Here is a 20,344-nt window from a genome sequence, read left to right on the forward strand (position 1 = left end):
TGCCCAATTGATCCCCCTCAAAGTAAGGATCAAGATAACTGCCTAAAATGCCGATATACGAGGGCAGCTGCCCGGTTCCTCAAAGGGAGTGAATATCATGGCCTTGAAAGACATACTCACGATTGTCGACTTGTCTGGCGCCCAGCCGGCGGCCAAGCATGCATTGGATCTGGCCGCCAAAAATGACGCCCATGCCACCGGGCTTTCCATAGCATTTGAACCTGTCATGCCGGCTTTTGCGGGTGCACCCATGCCCGTTGACTACATGCAAGCCGCTCATGATCAGGCCGTCAACGCAGCAAAAGAGTCAAAAAAGGTATTTGACGAACTTGCCCGGCTTGCAGGCGTCAAATCCGGGAGCCGCATCACAGATGTGCTAACCGGTGGGCCGCTCGAGGGCCTTCTGCAAAACTGCAGAACCACGGATCTTGTCGTCATAGGGCAAGTTAACCCAGACACTCCCGAGCCCATGCGCGAACTGTTGATCGAAACGATCCTGTTCGAAAGCGGCGTCCCTGTGCTGCTGGTGCCTTACATCGGAGTTGCTCAACCAACGGCCAAAAACGTCGTCATCGCCTGGGATGGCAGCTCAACCGCCACCCGCGCGGTCCATGCGGCTCTGCCCATGCTTGAGACAGCAGACAAAATCACGATTCTTATCGTGGAAAAGAATGTTTCCAATGATGGCCAGCCCGGTGCAGAAATCGCGACCTACCTCGCCCGGCACAATCTGGATGTCACCATCGACGTCATCACAAACCCGCAAACCGGCATAGCCGACACTTTGCTGAACTATGTATCCGATCACGGCAACGACCTGATCGTCATGGGCGGCTATGGACACAGTCGTATGCGCGAGTTCCTGTTTGGCGGGGCAACACGCGAGATACTTGCGGCAATGACCGTGCCGGTTCTGATGGCTCATTAATTAGCAGGAATGTTGCCCGAGCCTTTCAGGCGATCGCATTTTTAAGAAATAGAGCGTCAGGCCATATGCCTGACGCTCTTAATTTTTCGGCCAAGCCATCCTTTCGAGCAGCGCAGCGAGGTCAACTTTACCGAATGATATTGCTCAAGACTTGAACTTTTCCTCGGCAGCAGCCCGAATTTGGCTCAGCGTTGCTGCTGGCGTGATGGCTTCCGGATCAAGTTTCAAATGCAGAAGAGCGGGTTTTCCGCTCGCCCGTGCTCGCTCAAAGGCCGGACCGAATTCCGCCGTTTCGATCACTGTTTCTGCATGGGCACCATAAGATCTGGCAAGAGCAGCAAAATCAGGATTCACCAGTTTGGTGGCCGAAGGCCGCCCCGGGTACTCACGCTCCTGATGCATCCGGATTGTACCGTACATGCCGTTGTCGACCACCACCACGATGATCGCGGCATTTTCCTGGCAGGCAGTTCCAAACTCCTGAATGCTCATCTGAATACATCCATCACCGGCAAAACAAATGACCTCCCGTTCCGGAAACGTCAGTTTTGCGGCAACGGCTGCAGGCAGGCCATAGCCCATGGAACCTGAGGTGGGAGCAGACTGAGTTCCATATTTGCGGAACCTGTGAAACCGATGCACCCAAGTCGCAAAGTTGCCAGCTCCATTGGTGAAGATGGTGTCATCTGGAACGTTGCCTTCGATCCAGTCCATCACGCCGGACATTTGTAGCGTACCAGGAACCTGCGGACGCGCTTCTGACCAATCACGATACTCTGCATGCGCTTCATCTGACTGGCCTGTGTTCGTCAGCACGTTTGGCGGCTGGAGACCTTCTGCTGCCTTGCAGAACGCGGTCGGGCTGGCGTGGATCGCGAGCGATGGCCGGTAAACTCGGCCAAGTTCCTCGGCATCTGGATGGACATGCACCAATTGCTGAGACGGCTGTGGAATGTCCAGCAACGTATAGGACTGGCTCGGCATTTCGGACAGGCGACCACCGACCAACAGAACCAGATCAGAGGACTTGACCCGTGCCAGAAGCTTCGGATTGATCCCGATGCCGACATCGCCAGCATAATTAGGGTGTAGATTGTCGAACAGCGACTGACGACGGAAAGAACATGCGACAGGCAGGCTGAAACGCTCGGCAAAACGCGCGAACCCGGCCACAGCCTCTGCGCTCCAACGACTTCCACCCAGGATAGCCATCGGGCGCTCAGCTGCCCAGAGCCGCTTCTGCAAATCCGCCATAACCGTCAGACCGGGGTGCGTCTCAACTTGCCGCCAAGGATCAGGCTGGCTGACATCAGCCATCTCAACCAGCATGTCCTCAGGCAAAGCCAGAACCACAGGCCCTGGGCGACCGGACGTTGCTACGTGATAAGCGCGCGAAATGAATTCGGGCATACGATCTGCATGGTCAATCTCGGCGACCCATTTGGCCATGCCGCCAAACATCTGACGATAATCGACTTCCTGAAACGCCTCTCGCTCACGCATGCCCCGCTCAATCTGACCGATGAACAAGATCATCGGCGTTGAATCCTGCATGGCAACATGAACGCCAGCAGCGGCATTGGTCGCGCCGGGTCCGCGGGTTACCATGCAGATGCCCGGTTTTCCGGTCAGCCTGCCATAAGTATCGGCCATCATCGCCGCGCCGCCTTCCTGACGGCAAACGGTTATTGGGATCGACGCGTCATGAAGGGCATCTAGAACGGCCAGATAGCTTTCGCCTGGAACGCAAAAGACGCGCTCTGCACCATGCTGTTCCAACGCTTCAACAAGAAGCTGTCCTCCGGATTTCTGGCCCATGTCCATTCCCTGCTTTCATGATGTCTTGTGTCTGCGACATATTCTGACTTTGGTATACTCCAACCGGCCAAACCCCGGCAGGTGGCCTTGCCACGTTATTTGGCAATGACATCATTCCAATTCGGCAGAAATTCAGACGAACGACAAACGGCCGCAACATATGCGGCCGTCGTTATCTTTATTCCGGAAAACCTGAAGGTTCGGAATTATCCCAATGCAGGGATACGAAGAACCTGGCCCGGATAAATCTTGTCTGGGTGAGACAGCATCGGCTTGTTGGCTTCAAAGATCGACTGGTACTTGGAACCATCGCCATAGGCATCTGCGGAGACCTTCCACAGCGTGTCGCCTTTTTGAACTGTATGGAACTTCGCCTCAGGCTGTGCTTCTGCAACAGTGATTTCTTCCTCGACCTTGGAAATTCCAAGGACATTTCCAACTGCCAGGATCAGCTTTTCGCGTGCTTCCTGTGTCGGCGCAGCGCCGGCAATCTTCACCGTGTCGCCGTCAACTTCAACCTTCACGTCACCATCAAGACCAAGCTCGGCAACTTCGGCAGCAATTGCGTCAGGCCCTGCTGTTTCAGCTTCGTCATCGCCGAACAACTTCTTTCCTGCATCCGCTACAAAATCAAAAAAACCCATATTACTCTTCCCTTTGTTGTCGGAGCGATACCCGATTGGGTCCTCAGACAGCCTACAGACAAATAAGTAGCGGACAGCCGTTAGGGAATGCAAGTCAAGCCCAAGTATTTTTGAAAATACAACTGGAGTGCTTCCGAATTTCATTTTCATGAAACAACAGGGGTCAGAAACCTAAACAGGCTGAACTGTCACGACCTGAAACGTATGAAGGTCTCCGTCCTCATCCTTGATCGAAACATATTCTCCCGGCTTAAAGGCATGAGATCCAAAGCGATAGCCAGCCTCGTCGTCGTCTTCGCCCTCGATATCGTAATGAAATGCCCATGAACCACCTGGTCGATGGACAAGATGGCCGATTTCTTCGTCCTCTCCGCTCCAGAACCTGCGCACGCGGCAATGTTCTCGTTCAACTTTCCAAAGACCTGCATCTATGTGACCAGCCTCATCCAGAGGGGCTGCAAACTCATATCCATGCAGAGCAGACCCCTGAGGATAGTCTTTCGACCGCGCCAGGTTCAGCCTAATCTTTTTCAAGGTGGGATCGCCGCTCATCTCACTTACCTCATTTGGTGTCATTCGGACCCCAACATTGACACATCAGCCAATTCGATCATTGAGGAAGGTCAAAGGATGCGCGTAACTGAACGGGCAGAATACCAATGAATTTGATCAGCAGAGTACGGAAGGAATTCGTATGTCGGAGACCAAAACGCAAGACGCTATCTTCGCATTCCTGACAGACCTGTCTTCAGGTTTAAGTCATGGCGCGCAAGTCAAACGGATCGATACACATGCCAATGTCGTTTTTCTGGTTGGCGAGAAAGCCTACAAGGTCAAGCGCGCGGTTAAATTCCCATTCCTCGACTATTCTACCCTGGAAAAACGCGCCGAAGCTTGCCATCGAGAAATCACGCATAATATTCAAAATGCACCGCAGCTCTATTTGGCTGCAGTCCCAATCACGCGCAATGCAAATGGCGTTCTCGCATTCAATGGTGATGGAGATATTGTTGAATGGGCCGTTGAAATGAACCGGTTCAACCAGGCCTTCCAACTGGACAGGATTGCCAGGACAGCTCCATTAACGCGCGCCCTCTGTGACGATCTGGCTGCAATGCTTGTCTCCGCTCATGAAGCGGCCCCGGTAAAACCTGATGCGACTGCGCAATTCTACGCTGAGCTTTGCAGCTATGTAGATCAGAATGATCAAGCATTTTCAGAGTATCCTGCGCTGTTTCCACCAACAGCTGCCAAGCACCTGACACAACAGTCCCGGCGTTGGCTCGACAGGATCAAGCCGCTCATTTTCGAGCGCGGCGCCCTCGGGCATATCCGCAATTGCCATGGAGATGCACACCTTGGAAACATCGTGCTGCTGAACAACAAGCCCGTCTTGTTCGATGCGATAGAATTCTCCGATGCCATGGCAACGACTGACACGCTCTATGACCTGGCGTTCTTGCTGATGGACCTTTGGGAACAAGATCAACACCCGGCAGCCAATCTGGTGTTCAACCGATATTTTGATAAAGCCCCAACTCCAATAGCAGCTGCGAAAAGTACTGAGACAGAAGCCGCAGATCCCGAAGGTCTTGCTGCCCTGCCCTTCTATCTGATGATGCGCGCAGCTATACGCGCCAAAATCGCGGCCAGTGCTGCCCAGACTCAGCAAGATGAGGCAGCAAAATCACTGCTGCGTAAACAGGCCGCCACCTACTTCAATCAGGCAATTGCATTTCTAGACGTAAAGGCACCCATTCTCATTGCAATTGGCGGACTATCCGGCACAGGCAAAACCACTCTTGCCTATGGTCTTGCGCCCCACTTAGGGCGTCCCCCCGGAGCAAGGGTTCTCCGCTCAGATGTCGAACGAAAAAAACGCCTGGGCCTTGCCGAGACCGACAAGGCCCCAGAAGAAGCTTATTCGAATACCGCGTCAACCGCCGTCTATGCAGCACTAGACCAATGCATACAGACAACGCTTGCGTCCGGTCATTCAGCTATTTTCGATGCTGTCTTTTCCAAGGAAGCAGAACGCCAACATTTAGAGACCATCGCATCCAACTCAGAGGCGGACTTTTGTGGTCTCTGGCTTGAGGCACCGGCTGACGTTTCAAAGGCACGCGTTGCGGCCCGGACAGAAGACGCCTCAGATGCGACGCCCAACATTGTTGACCGTCAGCAAGGCTATGACATTGGACACATGAACTGGGCCGTCATTGACGCCGGACAAGCGCCTGAGGATACGGCTTCAACGGCACGGCTTGCCTTAAAGGAAAGCCTCACTTCAGAACCTTGAACCTCAATATCCGAAGGCGCGTATCGCTGCAGCTGCTGCAACTGCACACACCACCGCGATGAAATCCTTGCGCACCCACGCCATGACTGTTCCGGACACCACCAGACAAGCCACAACGGCAACGCCGCCCTTCAGCGCAATTGGCAATATGGTGGAGACGATAATAGCACCGGGCAAAGCCTCAAGAGCTCTGCGAACCCGTGGTGTCAGGGGCACACGACCCATGACCCAGTATCCACCTGCTCTCATGAAATAGGTCACTGCGGTCATCGCCAGAACCGCAACGACGAACAGACCATCGGCTGAAAAGCTATTTTCAATCATCCAGATACGCCCCAGCAAGGGCGCCAGACACAGCACCGGTCAGAATGCCCCAATAGCCACCGAACTCATACCAGGTCAGAACGGCAATTCCGCCAGCCACAAACCAGCTCACGGTCTGCCGTTTGCCTTTCCAAAGAGGCACAAGCAGAGCAATGAAGAAGGCGGGCATCACAACATCCAGGCCCCAAGCCTTGGGATCACTGACCAAACTGCCAAAGAAAAATCCCGGGAGTACAGCGAGAGACCAAATGCACCACAAGAACAAGCCGCTCCCAAGATAGACCCCCCAATCTCGCTCACCTCGGTCATATTCACGAAGAGCAATCAACCAATTGATATCCGTCAGGAAAAACAAAGCCGGGTAGGTTTGCAGTGACGGCACCTGCCCAAGCCATGGACGCAGGCTTGCCCCAATCAAAAGCATGCGCATGTTCACTGCAGCGACAACACCTGTCATGGCCAAAACCACGGCCCATGTCATTGGCGCGGTATAGACCTCCATCGCAACGAATTGGGACGCACCTGCAAAAACGAATGAATTCATCAAAATCGTTTCAAGCAGCGTAAGCCCCTTCTGCGCGGCCACCGTCCCAAACACAGCGCCAAAGGCAATGGTTCCGGGCAAAACGGGAAGGCAGTATTGAGCTCCACGCACACACCCTTCGTATGAGAGAGTAACGGGCCGAGACGCGATCATAAGACCTCTTCCAGTGCGGCTCTTTCTGCTGCACAGATTGTGACAGTTGATCAACAAACAAGAATGAAACACCCAGACAGAAAAGTCTGACAATTGGGACGCAACAATGGTCCATAATACGGGCGCGCACCAATCAAAATCCGTGATCTATTCATTCAAATCTTGTGTGCTGGCAGAGAACGGTCCAACGGGCCGCTTGACTGGCAAACAACGGCTTGAGTGAGCACGCAGCCCAACTCACATGATCGCGCCGTAAATCATGCGCAAGCCGGTGAAGCCCAAGAATAACGCAAAGACCAGCTTCAATTTTGACGGATCAATTGTATGCGCGATCTTGGCCCCCAAGGGCGCAGAATAGGTCGAGGCCGGAATGATCAGCAAAAACCCGATCAGATTGACATAACCAAGTGAGAAAGGTGGACGCCCCTCTGCCCCCATTCCAAAATAGATCGATGACAACGTTCCCGGAATGGCAATGATCAGGCCAATGGCCGCCGCTGTGCCAACGGCCTTGCGGATCGGATAAGAAAACAACGTCAATGTCGGAACACCCAGGGTGCCGCCACCGATGCCCATCATGACGGAAATGCCGCCAATCACAAAACCCATGAGCTCTTTAAACGGTGACCCTGGCAGCTTTTCGGCCAGCGCGGCCCCATCTTTTCGCAGCAGCATATTGGCCGAGACCGCCAAGGCGACCACACCGAAAATCAATGTCAGTGCACCGCCTGAGAGATTACCGGCAAGCGTTGCGCCACCAAGAACGCCTAATGCAATTGCCCACCACCAGGTCTTCAGCAAGTCCATGTCAACGCTGCCACGCTTCCAATGGGCGCGTGCCGAGGATGTGCCCGTCGCAAGGATCGTGGCCAAAGACGTTCCCACCGCAACATGCATCAGGACATTCTCATCAAGGCCGAGCCCGGAGAACATATAGTAGAGAACCGGCACGATCACGATGCCGCCGCCGACCCCAAGAAGACCAGCAACAATGCCGGCGACCACACCCGTGGCCAGCAAAGCCCCGGCCAATAGCACCATTGAGAGTACACTGATGTCTTCCATGAGGATGTTTCTCCAGGCCGGTTTTTCGATGCCGTTCGGCAACACACGCAGTAAAATCGTAATCCAAGGTAGAGCGCCCTAGCGGCGACGACCCGATGTCGGTATTTTCTGCAAGTTCATAAGGCTATTAGGTCGTCCTTAATTGGATAAATTTTTTGAGACAAGGGTATAAAATGCCTGCATCGACCATTTTCGTTCCATGACCGGCTTTCATCTTGCTGTCTATACGTTCGGACAGTTTATTGACCGGGCGGATTCACCCGCGATCAAAAGCTTTTTCGACATAGAGCCCAGCGTGCTTGTTGCACTTGAAGCCGCCCCTGGCTTCATTGCCCGCTCCGGTTACGATAGCGACGAAGGCCCCAAGAGTTGGGGGCCGCAAGTCTTTCCGAAGTTCTGGGTGGACAATGGCGATGGATTTGCCCCCTCCAGCCTATCGCTTTGGACCAGCATCGAGGCAATAGCGGCTGCTTGCTACCATGGATCTCATGGCAAAGCATTTCGGCGAGGACCGGAGTGGAACGTCAAGGCGAACGGCTGGACAGGATATGCGCTTTGGTGGGTCAAGGCCGGGCATCGACCAGACTGGCACGAGGCTGTGGAGCGTCATCAATATTTGGCGGATCACGGTGCCACAGCGCGTGTATTCACATTCAAACGCCCGTTCGATCCAAATGGCAAACCAACCAAACTCGACAACACGGCCGTTAAACGATTGGCCCAAGAGGCCAATTGTTTAAATCTCGTCACAATTCATCCGGGAAGCAATGGTACAGACGAGTGGATTTGAACCACCGACCTTCGGAGCCACAATCCGACGCTCTAACCAACTGAGCTACGTCTGCCTACCGTGATACATTTGTATCGAATTGGCGCGGACCATATGAGTGATGGCCGCAGTTTGCAAGGGGGCTTGTAACTCTCTTTTGTGCTGTCCACAAGCGTGAATTTGGACAAGACACACGCTTTATGGAACAGCTCCCAAGAATATCAAAGGGCTAGGCAAAATTTTAGTAAAGCTCTGTAATTCAAACAGGAAACGCCCCAATGCCGGTTTGACAACGGGGCGTTTCTTTCACTTCGGGACATAATCCCGATTGTTTTTAAAAGCCTTAGGCGGCTTTCACTTGCTTAAAGGACTTTTCAAGAGCATCCTTAACTGGCGCAGTTACTTCTGTGCTCAGCTTGGTTGCGAATTCCTGCATGTCCTTCGCCTGTGTCGATAGAACGTCGAACTGCTTGCGCGCAAAACCGGACTGAAGTTCGATTGCTTCTGCAAGTGTCTTTACAGCCATCATGTCTTTCATGAAGGAGAAAGTCGCGTCTGTGTTCACCTTAGCGGCATCAACGGCCTTAGAGTTAAGCTCCACAGCGCCCTGACGTGATGTTTCGAATGTGTCTTCGATCAGGTCGGTCGCGTCTTCAGCAGCAGTCTTCACTTTGGAATAGGCTTCACGTGCCTGATCCAAACCTTTTTCAGAAGCTTCGCGGAATGCGGCTGGAACTTCCATCTTAGGCATGGAAAACGCTTCAAAGTCAGCAAATGGGGCCGCAGAAGCAGTCTTGGACGCGCGGGCTTTTGAAGTGGTCTTGGAAGTTGTTTCTGCAGTAGTCATGATGTCATCTCCTGTTTTCGGATGCGATCATCATATGAACCATAGGCCTGACCAGATTTACGATCAGGCGGTGTCGTCATCCGCATACTTTAAATAGGACACCCTCCGCCGCATTGCAACATAATTTTGCACTGCAACATAATTTTCTTGAGGCGAACGCTACGTTCACTTTGCACGGCGAAGCAAATTTCACTTTAAAAACAAAAAAATCCGGCGTCAGCTGGAAACCGACACCGGACATGATCAAACAAGAAAAAAATAAAAATCAGTCTTTCTGTGCTGCTTTCGCAACGTCCTGAGCAGCCTTGGTAGCCGTATTGGAGATCTCACGAGCCTGCTCGCCCAGCGCCTCCATCTGGCTACGCAGATAAGTCTGCTGAAGGCCCATCATTTCTTCCACATCCTTTGCACGCACCAAATTCTGCGCGAACTTAAAGGCTGCATCCATGTGCTCTTCTGCAAATGAAAGAGATTTCTTACTCACGTCGGTCGCCCCGTTTTGGGCGGCAGAAGCAGAGTCCTCGACGTTTCCGGCTGCCTTCTGTGTCACACTCATGAAGTCATCAAAGGCTTTGCGTGCCTGATCTACACTTTTATCAGCGAAATCGCGCATCTGATCGGGAATTTCGAAACCATTTTTATCTGTGGTCATGGATTCAGTTCCTCAATAATCTTACCAAATCTTGATCCCGTGAGCTGCCAGCCCAAGGTTCGAGAAAATTTCCTACCACGCGCGCAGAATTACAGCAAATCTGACTGGCACAATTAACCACGCCTTCATGCAAGGCCTTTACGACGCCGCCTTTACGTGGACGCTAAGCAATGGACGCGGTATTAACATCATGTTTACCAGTTCAAGTTGATGGCGGCAAAGACCACGCATTTGAGCCGCAGCCCATTCGGAGTTGAACCATGAATAACCAACTGCAGCAATTCATGGAAATCTGTGCCGCGCCGGAACTCGCCGGACTTTGCGATGACAAGCGCGCCGCCTGGGTCTGGTCTGCAGATGGTTCGAAAATTCTCTGGGCCAATGCCGCAGGCGCAGCCTTTTTCTCCGTCAGCAAGCTCTCCGGCCTTGCTCAGCTTGCTGGATTAAACCGGTCGCCGGCACGCACGCACATCACACGGATTGCCGCATCGGGCCCAACCGACCGGATGACAATAGACAGACTACGGTTCTACCGCGGGCTTCGCGTCATGCTGCTCACCTGCCAATGCCGCCGACTGTCCCTGAGTGATGGCTCAGATGCCGCCTTGATCCTATGCGGCGACCAGGGCCATTGCCTTAGCGACGCCCCACTGCCTGCTTTCCTTGATTTGCTGAGCAATGAAAACCACAGTGCCTTTGTTATGGATGAAGGTGAGTTGAAGCTGCAATCCGGTACTCTTCAGGGAACGCCCGAGACCCTCTCCTTGCCTGAAGACCAGCCTTGCCTGTTCGGGCCGCTGGCTCTGGCAGACGATCTGCATGACGGGGGCATCTCCCTTATTGGCGAAAACCAGCAGCTCATCGTCTTGGAAAACAGCGTCGTGCCAGATGCATCAGACCTACCTGATGTTTATGGCGACGCCGCAAATGATCCAGCGCCTGTTGCTTTAGAAGACGCCGAAACCGTTGACGAACCTGACCTTCCAGATCTTACGGTGACACCTTCAATTTCAAATGTCGCAGTCCAGCCCGATGACGACATGGATCAAGAGATTCTGACACCCACTCCAATAGAAACAGACCCGCTTGTGGCGGAGGAAGAGCCAACGTCCGAGCCATTCTCATCGCAAGCAGCAGCGTCTTTGCCCCCCTTGCAAATGCCCGCATCAGGCTGGGCCCGCGCCCAGGATCTGGCAGAGGCTCAGGACGACGACACTCTCAACGAGAGCGACAGCCAGTCTGATGAAACTGCATTGACCGATGACGGTAACGCTGGCGAGATGCCGCTGGAAGAAGACAACGATCTGGACGTGCCACCGCTGGCACGCGAGAGCGAGGATTCTTCCCTGGACGCTCCAACCTTCCATTTCACGCAGCGCCGTCGGCCGATCCGTTTTGCTTGGAAAATGGATATCGACCAGCGTTTCACATTTATCTCAGAAGAATTTGGCGAAACCCTCGGACCAATATCTGCAGATGTGGTCGGACTGACTTGGACGGAGGTCGCCAAACAGTTTGACCTTGATGTCACTGGCAGCATCTCCCGCGCTCTTGACAGGCGAGATACCTGGAGCGGGAAAACCGTCGATTGGCCCGTCACAGGAACTCCTGTTCGCGTGCCCGTTGATATGGCAGCCTTACCCGCCTTTGACCGAGACCGGGAGTTTGAAGGCTATAGGGGGTTCGGCGTTTGCCGGACAGCCGATGCACTTGATGACCCGACTTCCTCTCTGACAAGGGCGCCTGTCGGTTTGGCAACAGTGGATGCAGCCGAAGACACAAGCGAAGCACTTGTTGTGTCGTTGTCTGAGGATTCGTCAGCGGGCGAGCAGACCTCTGACCCAGTGATTGAAGCCATGGGCGACGTTGGAACTGACGCAATATCTGGCGAGGCTGTGCTCTTGCCCGACCTTACGGAACCAGAGCAGGCTTCAGAAGCATATATCGACCCGGTGCCAGACGTGATCGCATTGACCGATGAAACGGATGCCACCGACCTATCGAATCCGGAACCTGAAGATCACCTGGAAACAGTCGAACAAACTGATCTGATTGAAGATAGCACGACAGAACACACGCTGGATGAAAGTCCGCTGATAGAAGTAGGAGCAACTGCAGAGGAAGAACTGACGCATACGCCGGAACCCGTTTCTGATCCTGTAAACAGGGCGGATGAGCTTCGCGAAGCACCAAAAGCTCCACTTGAAGGCCGCACGTTGCTTGGAGCCAGCACCGAGGCTTTGCTCGGCGCCTTCAACTTCAAGATGGCTAAGAAACAGCAGCCAGAGGACCTGAAGCCGGATCATCAAGCGATGGCAGACTCAATTCCCTTATTTTCTGAGACAACTGAGGCAGGCACATCAACAGAGCCAGTCTCGCAAGCAGAAGATATGGCCTCTGAAGTCGAGGCTGAAGTGCTTTCTGATGACTTGAACGATGTTTCAAACGACGCTCGAACTGATATTCCTGCAGATGATCATACGAGCAACTCGGCGGGCACCGTTGACGAGGGGCCCGTTCAACCTGATGAGATCAACAGCGAGATTGATCAAACCGACGAGGCTTCAGAGCCTGCGACAGACCAAGACACGCTTGCGAACCCGGAAACACTGACCGGCATATCCGGTACAGCGCCGCTCAAGCCGCGTGAGATCGAAAAAGCGGTCAAGACCCTGGCCAAAGACTATGGCCGTAAAGTGCAAAATGAATTGCCGCTGACGCCAGCGAATACGGAATCACTCAAGCCTTCAGAAACGCAGGACCTGATAGCCGCAGAGGACGACACTCAGGACAACAACTTTCATGAGTTGCCGCACCCAGAAGACGACACGTCAATCGCACCTTTGGACAAGGATGCCGTGTCCGTCGAGGAGACGCAGTCACTAGAAGATGTTCCCGTCACGCAAGACGAGTTGAGTGGCAGCCAACCGTTTGATGACCACACAATTGCTGGGACGGCAGATCTTAGCCTGATTGCAGGCGAGAATGACAATGGCCCGCGCCAGAAGGAAGACGAGGCGACCGCCAAGGACGAATTCGACACTCCAGTTCCAACAGATGACGGTAAGGTGGTTTCCATCAATCGCAAGCCTCAGCTGGTGCCCGTCGATACATCCCGTTTGTCCAGACCGGAAAAAGCTGCATTCAGAAAGATTGCCGAGGCCCTCGGTGCTCGCCTGGAAGGCGACATTGATGATGGCGAAGATGAGTTGGACGAAGAGCTTCAGAACGAGCTGGATCGCGTCAACCTGCCCCCGCAAGCTGGGCCCATTGATCCCCGCTTGCTGGATCGTCTGCCGATCGGGATCGCGATTGCCCACGATCGCGATGTTCTTTACGCCAATGACACATTGTTTGACCTGCTGGGGTATGCAGACCTCAAAGCCCTGACCGAAGCTGGCGGACTGGAAGCCGTCTTTGTTGAAGACGATGACGACGATGCCTGGCCAGATGCCGATGGCATGGAAGGCACGGTCGATGGCACATTGAAGGTGCGGCTGGCCGGTGGTGGCGTTCGAGCTGTCGATGCGCGCATGCATACCGTTCCATGGAATGGCAGTCGGGGATTGATGATCTCAATCACAGAGCGCAACACGGTCAAACAGGATGTTGTGCCCCCGCTAGCAGTCATCGGAACAAGCGAGCAGAAATCGACCGCTCTGCAAAAAGCAGAAGATCGGATCTCTGAGCTTGATACGATTCTGGAAACTGCGACTGACGGCGTCCTGGTCCTCGATCAACACGGAACAATCCTAAAGGTCAACCGGTCTGCAGAGGCATTGTTCGGTGCCAGCCGCTCTGACATTGAAGGCGCTCCGCTGACTGATTACTTGGCGCCGGAGAGCCACAGGTCCGCAGCAGATTATCTCGACGGTCTGTCTCGCAATGGTGTTGCCAGCATCCTGAACGATGGCAGGGAAGTGCTTGGGCGTGTCTCTGCCGGTGGTCTCATTCCCCTGTTCATGACCATCGGGCGCGTTTCAACATCTGTCGATGACCAGAAATTCTGTGCCGTTCTTCGGGACATCACACAATGGAAGACGGCAGAAGAAGAACTCACTCAAGCCAAACGACAGGCTGAAAACGCCAGTTCGCAAAAATCAGACTTTCTGGCGAAAATCAGCCATGAGATCCGCACACCGTTGAATGCGATCATCGGCTTCTCGGAAGTGATGATGGAAGAGCGTTTCGGCCCGATTGGCAACGAACGCTATAAGGAATACCTGAAGGACATTAGAACGTCCGGCTCCCATATCATGAGCCTGATCAACGACCTTCTCGACTTGTCCAAAATCGAAGCTGGCAAGATGGAATTGCGGTTTTCCGCTGTTTCAGCAAATGACGTGATCAGCGAATGTGTTGCTCTCCTGCAGCCTCAGGCCAACCGGGATCGGGTTATTATCCGAGCCAGCCTGCCCGATTCCGTCCCAAGTGTTGTTGCCGACCAGCGCTCCCTGCGCCAGATCGTGCTCAACCTTTTGTCGAACGCTATAAAATTCAACAAGTCCGGCGGCCAGGTGATTGTTTCAACATCGCTTGAAGACAGCGGCGAAGTAGTACTGCGCGTTCGAGATACGGGCACAGGCATGAGCGCAAAAGACCTGACGGCTGCATTGGAACCATTCCGACAAGTCCATACCGCCCGTCATGGCGGTGGAACGGGACTTGGCTTGCCTTTGACAAAGGCTCTCGTCGAAGCGAACCGTGCCGGCTTCCAGATCGATTCCACACCGGAACAGGGTACTTTGGTTGAAATCCGCTTCCCGTCCCAAAGGGTTCTTGCGGAATAGCGTAAAACTTCTCAGTGATTTAATATGCAAGGCCCGGCAGGTGCCGGGCTTTCTGCATGCCCGGCCTTGTCATTTCACGAGATAACATTCCCGTGAGCTAACGTTGCTTCGCCCTTCAACATCCAGACTTCCGCTCAGCTTTCAAAAGGAAAAGCGATTGTTTCCATTGGGGAAACTTGAGAAACTCCAGAGTGTTCATCAAAGCATTGTTTATAATAATTCTAAACTATTGATCTTATTGTATTTATTGACTTACTTTAATCTTACACTCATATTTTATTTCTAAGATTATCGTAACGATAAGCGGGCTCTCAGGTCCGCATCAGGAGATCTTTCTATGCGCTACCGTTCACGTGCCGTAACTGGCTTGGCACTCCTCGCATCAAGCTTTGTAGCGAGTGCACCTGCTCTTGCTGATGGCGAAGTGAATATTTATTCCTATCGTCAGCCTTATCTGATCCAGCCTCTTCTGGACGCTTTCACAGCGGACACAGGCATCAAGACGAATGTCATATTCGCAAGCAAAGGCTTGTCCGAGCGCATTGCGACAGAAGGGGCCAATTCGCCTGCTGACGTGATGATGACAGTCGATATCGGTCGGCTTGATGCTGCAGTGCAGCTTGGTATCACAGCCCCAATCGCCTCCGAAACCATTTCTGAGAACATACCAGCACAGTTCCGCGATCCGGTAGGCCATTGGATTGGGCTAACAAGTCGTGCACGCGTTGTCTATGCCTCTAAGGAGCGGGTCGATCAAGACACGATCACCTATGAAGAACTTGCAGACCCCAAATGGCGCGGCCGCATCTGTACCCGCTCAGGTCAGCACGTCTATACACTGGGTCTGATTGCATCGATGATCGCCCACCACGGTGAAGAGAAGACAGAAGAGTGGCTGATCGGCCTGCGTGATAATCTCGCGCGCAAGCCAGCCGGCAACGACCGGGCACAGGTTAAATCCGTTTATGCAGGTGAGTGCGATATTTCACTCGGCAACACCTATTACATGGGCAAGATGGAAACCAACGACAAAGAGCCTGAGCAGAAAGAATGGGCCGCATCCGTGCGTTTGATTTTCCCGAATGCTGAAGGCCGCGGCACCCACGTCAACCTTTCCGGCGTTGTCCTGTCCAAGAATGCACCGAACAGGAACAATGCGATCGCCTTGATCGAATACCTGACGTCTCCAAAGGCCCAGGAGATCTACGCTGACAGTAACTTTGAATATCCGGTTACACCCGGTGTTCCTGTTTCCGAGCGCGTTAAGAGTTGGGGCGTTCTGAAACCAGACAGCATGCCGCTTTCCGATATTGCAAAATTCCGCAAGGCTGCCAGTGAAATGGTAGACCGCGTTGCTTTCGATGACGGCCCGGCCTCATAAACGCCTTTAAGGCTCTAACCCAAGGCGTCGCAATCATGCGGCGCCTTTTGCGTTTCCCCCAGTCGTTTTTTGCAATTCAAATGCACTAAGGCTAACTAACTCTCTACCAATGCGTTTACGTCCCCGGAGTTTCAAGAAGTTTGCCGCACAAATTACACATGATTTCAGCTGAACGCATTTGGCAAAGCGGTGCGATCCTGATTGCCCTACTGGTTCTTCTGCCACTGGGCGCAATTGTATGGATTGCCTTCAGTCCAACACTAGACGTCTGGCAGCACCTGCTCGGAACAGTTCTACCGCGCTCCTTGCTCACGACACTCTATTTGATGGCAGGTGTTGGCCTTGCAACAACTGTTGTTGGCATAGCAACCGCCTGGCTCACAACAATGTGCAGGTTTCCTGGCCATAAAGTGTTCGATTGGGCCCTTCTCGTGCCCCTGGCTATTCCGACCTACATCATTGCTTTCTCATATGTTGAGGTGCTCGATTACACTGGTCCGGTTCAGTCGACTCTGCGCGCGCTCTTCGGCTTTAAAACATCCAGAGACTATTGGTTCCCAGAGATCCGCTCTCTAGGCGGTGCCATTTTCGTCATGAGTGTGGTGCTCTATCCTTATGTCTATTTGACGACCCGAGCCAGCTTCCTGGTCCAGTCAGCCTCTACGCTGGATGTGTCCCGAACACTTGGTGCAACACCAAGTCGCCTGTTTTTCAGCATCGCCCTGCCTCTAGCGCGCCCTGCTGCTGCTGTCGGCGTTTCTCTTGCATTGATGGAATGCCTGAATGACATCGGCGCAGTTACGTTTTTCGGCGTCAAAACGCTGACTTTCTCAGTTTATGAAACATGGCTGAACCGCTCCAGCCTTGGTGGTGCCGCGCAATTGGCCCTGGCGATGTTGCTGATGGTATTTGTATTGCTCTGGCTGGAACGGTTTGGTCGGCGCAAACAACGCTTCGACAGCGGTCATAGCAAATTAAGGCAGCCTTCCCGCCTTGACCTGAAGGGCTGGAAAGCCTGGGGAGCAACATTTTTCTGCCTGGTGCCAATTGTTCTGGGCTTCATCGTGCCCGCACTTCTCCTGGGGCAACTCGCAGGCCGGCGGCTTGACGGTCTCCTGGAGACAAAATTCCTCACAGCCATCGGCAACAGCCTCAGCTTGTCTTTGGTTGCCTCGATCCTGACAGTCCTGATCAGTGTTGCATTGGCCTATGCCCTGCGCCTGAAGCCCAGCAGACTGCTCAAACTCGGTGTGCGCTTTGCATCTATCGGCTATGCCATTCCAGGCACGGTGTTGGCTGTCGGCATTCTTGTGCCACTTGCAGCGCTCGACAATATGATTGATGCCCAAATGAAAGCCCTGTTTGACTTCGGCACCGGTCTGCTCTTACTGGGCAGCGGCGTCGGTCTAATCTACGCCTATATGGTACGATTTCTCGCCGTTTCATATGGACAGATCGAAGGCGGTTTCGGCAAAATCTCACCGCATCTGGACATGGCTTCCCGGACCCTTGGACGAGATACGACCCAGACGCTTGGCCAGATTCACTTGCCTTTACTGCGCCCGGTGCTGCTGTCCGCCCTGCTTCTGACCTTCGTCGACTGCATGAAAGAGCTGCCAGCGACAATTCTGCTGCGGCCATTCAACTTCGACACTTTGGCAACAACAGTGTTTGAATCCGCATCTCGCGAGGCTTTCGAGGAAGCTGCCTTGCCTTCTCTTGCCATTGTGCTGGTTGGCCTGTTGCCGGTGATTTACCTGGCACGTACCAGTGCAACATCCTTCAGGAACAAGCGTTCATCTCGCCAGAGCTCTGTTCCGGCATAAGGCACGCATCGCTCAATCCCTGAACGACTGTTTTACCCTGGGCAACTATGCGGCGCTGATTGGGTTTGCAATTTCAACAGGTTCAGTAACGCAGGAACCGGGCATGCAAAATGTGCAGCTAAACCCGGCCCGCCAGATCGCAAACATATCCGCGGCCATCGGGGCTCCAAAAAGATACCCCTGCGCCGTGGCACAGCCGATTTCCCGAAGGATGGAATGCTGCTCAAGAGTTTCAACTCCCTCGGCAACCACATCAAAATTCAGGCTCTGCGCCATAGCCAATATTGTCTGAACAATCAGGCGATTACTGTCTTCGACGCCCAATCCTGAAATAAAGCTGCGGTCAATTTTGAACGTATCGAAAGGCAACCGTTGCAGATAAGCCAAGCTCGAATAACCCGTGCCAAAATCGTCGATCGCAAAGCGCACACCGGCTTCACGTAAAGGATGTATCGTATTTTGTAGGCCTTCCGGATCGGCCATGGCAACGGTTTCCGTGACCTCCAGTTCCAGCTGATCAGCGGGGAAACCCGTTTCTTCAATCACCTTGAGGACACGTGCTGTAAAGTTTGGCTGCTCTAATTCGCGAACAGAAACATTGACCGCCAACGGTATGCCGCACCCTTCATCAAACCATATGCGTCCCTGCTGACAGGCAAGCCGAAGTACAGTCTCGCCCAATGGCAAAATTAGGCCCGTTTCCTCGGCCACATCGATAAAATCCGCAGGGGTAAGTAGACCATTGGTTGGATGTTTCCAGCGCGCCAAGGCCTCAACGCCAACGATGCCGGTCGTACAGCAATCAATCTTGGGCTGATAATAGACGGTGATTTCATCTTGCAATAAAGCACGCCGCAAATCCGTTTCCACCAGCAGTCTGTCTCGAACCTGTATGCTGCTCTCAACGTCTTGATAGAAGCGAAGAGAATTCCCGCCTGCCCTCTTGGCAGCATACATCGCAATGTCGGCATTCTTCAAAATAGCCGTATAGTCCATCCCATCGCTGGGGAAGACCGCCACACCGATACTGGCACCAACGGTCAGAGCCAACCCATTGACTTCGCAAGGCCGCTCGACGGATTTGACCAGTCTTTCAGCGACTGCAGCAACATCCCGGCGCACGTCATCAACGGCGAACAAAATGGCATACTCATCACCTCCCAGACGCGCGACAGTTGAAATGTCGGCGCCGCCGACAAAATCTTCCACCCCACCATATCCAGAATATGTGGTGGCTTGATCAAGACGCGAGACACCCGCAGCATCTTCAAACCGCTCACCAATTTCCTTCAAAAGCGTATCACCATATTCGTGGCCATAGCTATCATTCACCCTTTTGAACCTGTCCAGATCAATGAACAAAACGGCCAGTTTTCGATCTTTATCAGCTGAAAGGTCAGCCTGTTTCAAAAAGTGCTGGCGAAAGTGCTCTCTATTTGGGAGTCCCGTTACGCTGTCGGTAAAAGCCAATCGATGGATTTGTTCCAAATTCTCCCTGATCCGCGCAACCATGTCACGGTAAGCACGCGCCAGGACTCCGATTTCATCTTTGCGGTCAACGGGGAATGGCGCATCAAAATTTCCTGCGCTCACGGAATGTGCCGTCTGGGTCAAGCTCTTGATCGGGCGGAGGAAACTGCTACCTGCATGGAGGGCAATCGGTATGCAGAACCCAAGCAAAACCAATGCGATGGTCGCATTTCGTTGCCATATTGCCCAAACAACACCAACTGCAGCCGGACGAGGCACTGACACCAAAGCCGCCCCTAGAACATCCGTTGCATCACCCGCCCGAACTGGAAAAGCCATCGTCACTTCGAGTTGAGTGATCCGGCTTTTCTCAGAACCGCTTGCCACAGCAGCCAGGATCAGAGGGTCCAGCTGAATATCATCGAAATAACTGATGAGTGGATCGGAATCGACAATGATATCCCTATTGGGGTCGTAGACTTGGGCCAGATCGACAATTCCACTTCCCGCGATACTTTCCAGTTCTTGCTCAAGAATGAGATAATGATGGTTATTCAAATGAGGCACTGCCAGGCGGCTCATCGTCGCTCCGACGGATCGCGCGTGCTCAATTATTCGGTTTTCCTCATCCCGAAGATCCAGATAACTCGCGACCACAATCATCACGGCGGTCAGCGTCAGGAACAAAACGCTGACAAGCAGAACAAAGCGAAAGCGAAGGCCTGGAACCCAACCTCTCACTGCGCGCACTAAAGTAGCTATCCAGATTCGCAAAGAATCCTGCACATCATTGTCCTTCAGGAACATAAACGAGCATCCGTTCGGTCGATACGA

The 20,344-nt window shown here is 53.3% G+C and carries 15 protein-coding genes and 1 tRNA gene; 6 read left to right on the forward strand and 10 right to left on the reverse strand.

Going from position 1 to position 20,344, the window contains the following annotated elements; translation table 11 throughout:
- The first annotated feature begins 97 nt into the window (after window positions 1-97).
- The gene (locus V6575_RS05905) at window positions 98-928 is read left to right on the forward strand and encodes a universal stress protein (RefSeq protein ID WP_340273232.1); all 831 of its coding nucleotides are present in this window, start codon (window positions 98-100) and stop codon (window positions 926-928) included.
- 144 nt (window positions 929-1,072) lie between these two features.
- Here V6575_RS05905 and V6575_RS05910 read toward each other — a convergent pair whose 3' ends face one another.
- The 3 genes from V6575_RS05910 to V6575_RS05920 all read right to left on the reverse strand — a co-directional run bounded on the left by V6575_RS05910 (window position 1,073) and on the right by V6575_RS05920 (window position 3,942).
- Complete coding sequence (locus tag V6575_RS05910) at window positions 1,073-2,746, reverse strand: thiamine pyrophosphate-binding protein (RefSeq protein WP_340273233.1); 1,674 nt, start codon at window positions 2,744-2,746, stop codon at window positions 1,073-1,075.
- A gap of 206 nt (window positions 2,747-2,952) precedes the next feature.
- Window positions 2,953-3,390: a peptidoglycan-binding protein LysM gene (gene lysM / locus V6575_RS05915; RefSeq protein WP_340273234.1), complete on the reverse strand. Its 438-nt coding sequence runs from the start codon at window positions 3,388-3,390 to the stop codon at window positions 2,953-2,955.
- Between the two features lie 171 nt (window positions 3,391-3,561).
- Complete coding sequence (locus V6575_RS05920; RefSeq protein WP_340273235.1) at window positions 3,562-3,942, reverse strand: hypothetical protein; 381 nt, start codon at window positions 3,940-3,942, stop codon at window positions 3,562-3,564.
- 142 nt (window positions 3,943-4,084) lie between these two features.
- Between V6575_RS05920 and V6575_RS05925 the strand changes: the two genes are divergently transcribed.
- Entirely contained in the window at window positions 4,085-5,689 is a 1,605-nt protein-coding gene (locus V6575_RS05925; RefSeq protein WP_340273236.1) for a bifunctional aminoglycoside phosphotransferase/ATP-binding protein, read from the forward strand.
- A gap of 3 nt (window positions 5,690-5,692) precedes the next feature.
- On the opposite strand, the gene V6575_RS05930 is transcribed toward V6575_RS05925, so the two are convergent.
- From V6575_RS05930 to V6575_RS05940, 3 genes are all read right to left on the reverse strand, one after another.
- Complete coding sequence (locus V6575_RS05930; protein ID WP_340273237.1) at window positions 5,693-6,013, reverse strand: AzlD family protein; 321 nt, start codon at window positions 6,011-6,013, stop codon at window positions 5,693-5,695.
- Window positions 6,006-6,710, reverse strand: coding sequence for an AzlC family ABC transporter permease (locus V6575_RS05935; protein ID WP_340273238.1), 705 nt, complete (start codon window positions 6,708-6,710; stop codon window positions 6,006-6,008). Before V6575_RS05935 ends, V6575_RS05930 begins: the two co-directional genes overlap by 8 nt.
- Before the next feature lie 237 nt (window positions 6,711-6,947).
- Entirely contained in the window at window positions 6,948-7,775 is an 828-nt protein-coding gene (locus V6575_RS05940) for a sulfite exporter TauE/SafE family protein (protein ID WP_340273239.1), read from the reverse strand.
- A gap of 199 nt (window positions 7,776-7,974) precedes the next feature.
- Between V6575_RS05940 and V6575_RS05945 the strand changes: the two genes are divergently transcribed.
- Complete coding sequence (locus V6575_RS05945) at window positions 7,975-8,565, forward strand: DUF3291 domain-containing protein (protein ID WP_340273240.1); 591 nt, start codon at window positions 7,975-7,977, stop codon at window positions 8,563-8,565.
- Here the strand turns inward: V6575_RS05945 and V6575_RS05950 are convergent.
- From V6575_RS05950 to V6575_RS05960, 3 genes are all read right to left on the reverse strand, one after another.
- Window positions 8,544-8,620 (reverse strand) — tRNA-His (locus V6575_RS05950). The two genes, V6575_RS05945 and V6575_RS05950, sit on opposite strands and share 22 nt — an antisense overlap.
- Before the next feature lie 267 nt (window positions 8,621-8,887).
- On the reverse strand, window positions 8,888-9,391 hold the full coding sequence (locus tag V6575_RS05955) for a phasin (protein WP_340273241.1): 504 nt from the start codon (window positions 9,389-9,391) through the stop codon (window positions 8,888-8,890).
- Window positions 9,392-9,656: 265 nt separating this feature from the next.
- Complete coding sequence (locus tag V6575_RS05960) at window positions 9,657-10,043, reverse strand: phasin (protein WP_340273242.1); 387 nt, start codon at window positions 10,041-10,043, stop codon at window positions 9,657-9,659.
- A 260-nt stretch (window positions 10,044-10,303) separates the two neighbouring features.
- Here V6575_RS05960 and V6575_RS05965 point away from each other — a divergent pair, with 260 nt between their 5' ends.
- The 3 genes from V6575_RS05965 to V6575_RS05975 all read left to right on the forward strand — a co-directional run bounded on the left by V6575_RS05965 (window position 10,304) and on the right by V6575_RS05975 (window position 18,040).
- Window positions 10,304-14,833, forward strand: a complete 4,530-nt coding sequence (locus tag V6575_RS05965; protein WP_340273243.1) for a PAS domain-containing sensor histidine kinase — start codon at window positions 10,304-10,306, stop codon at window positions 14,831-14,833.
- Window positions 14,834-15,170: 337 nt separating this feature from the next.
- The gene (locus V6575_RS05970; RefSeq protein WP_340273244.1) at window positions 15,171-16,214 is read left to right on the forward strand and encodes a Fe(3+) ABC transporter substrate-binding protein; all 1,044 of its coding nucleotides are present in this window, start codon (window positions 15,171-15,173) and stop codon (window positions 16,212-16,214) included.
- Window positions 16,215-16,372: 158 nt separating this feature from the next.
- Complete coding sequence (locus V6575_RS05975; protein WP_340273245.1) at window positions 16,373-18,040, forward strand: ABC transporter permease; 1,668 nt, start codon at window positions 16,373-16,375, stop codon at window positions 18,038-18,040.
- 45 nt (window positions 18,041-18,085) lie between these two features.
- Here V6575_RS05975 and V6575_RS05980 read toward each other — a convergent pair whose 3' ends face one another.
- Window positions 18,086-20,260: a putative bifunctional diguanylate cyclase/phosphodiesterase gene (locus tag V6575_RS05980; protein ID WP_340273246.1), complete on the reverse strand. Its 2,175-nt coding sequence runs from the start codon at window positions 20,258-20,260 to the stop codon at window positions 18,086-18,088.
- Between the last annotated feature and the right edge of the window lie 84 nt (window positions 20,261-20,344).

It is taken from the genome of Roseibium algae, assembly GCF_037783265.1.
Taxonomy (GTDB): Bacteria; Pseudomonadota; Alphaproteobacteria; order Rhizobiales; family Stappiaceae; genus Roseibium; species Roseibium algae.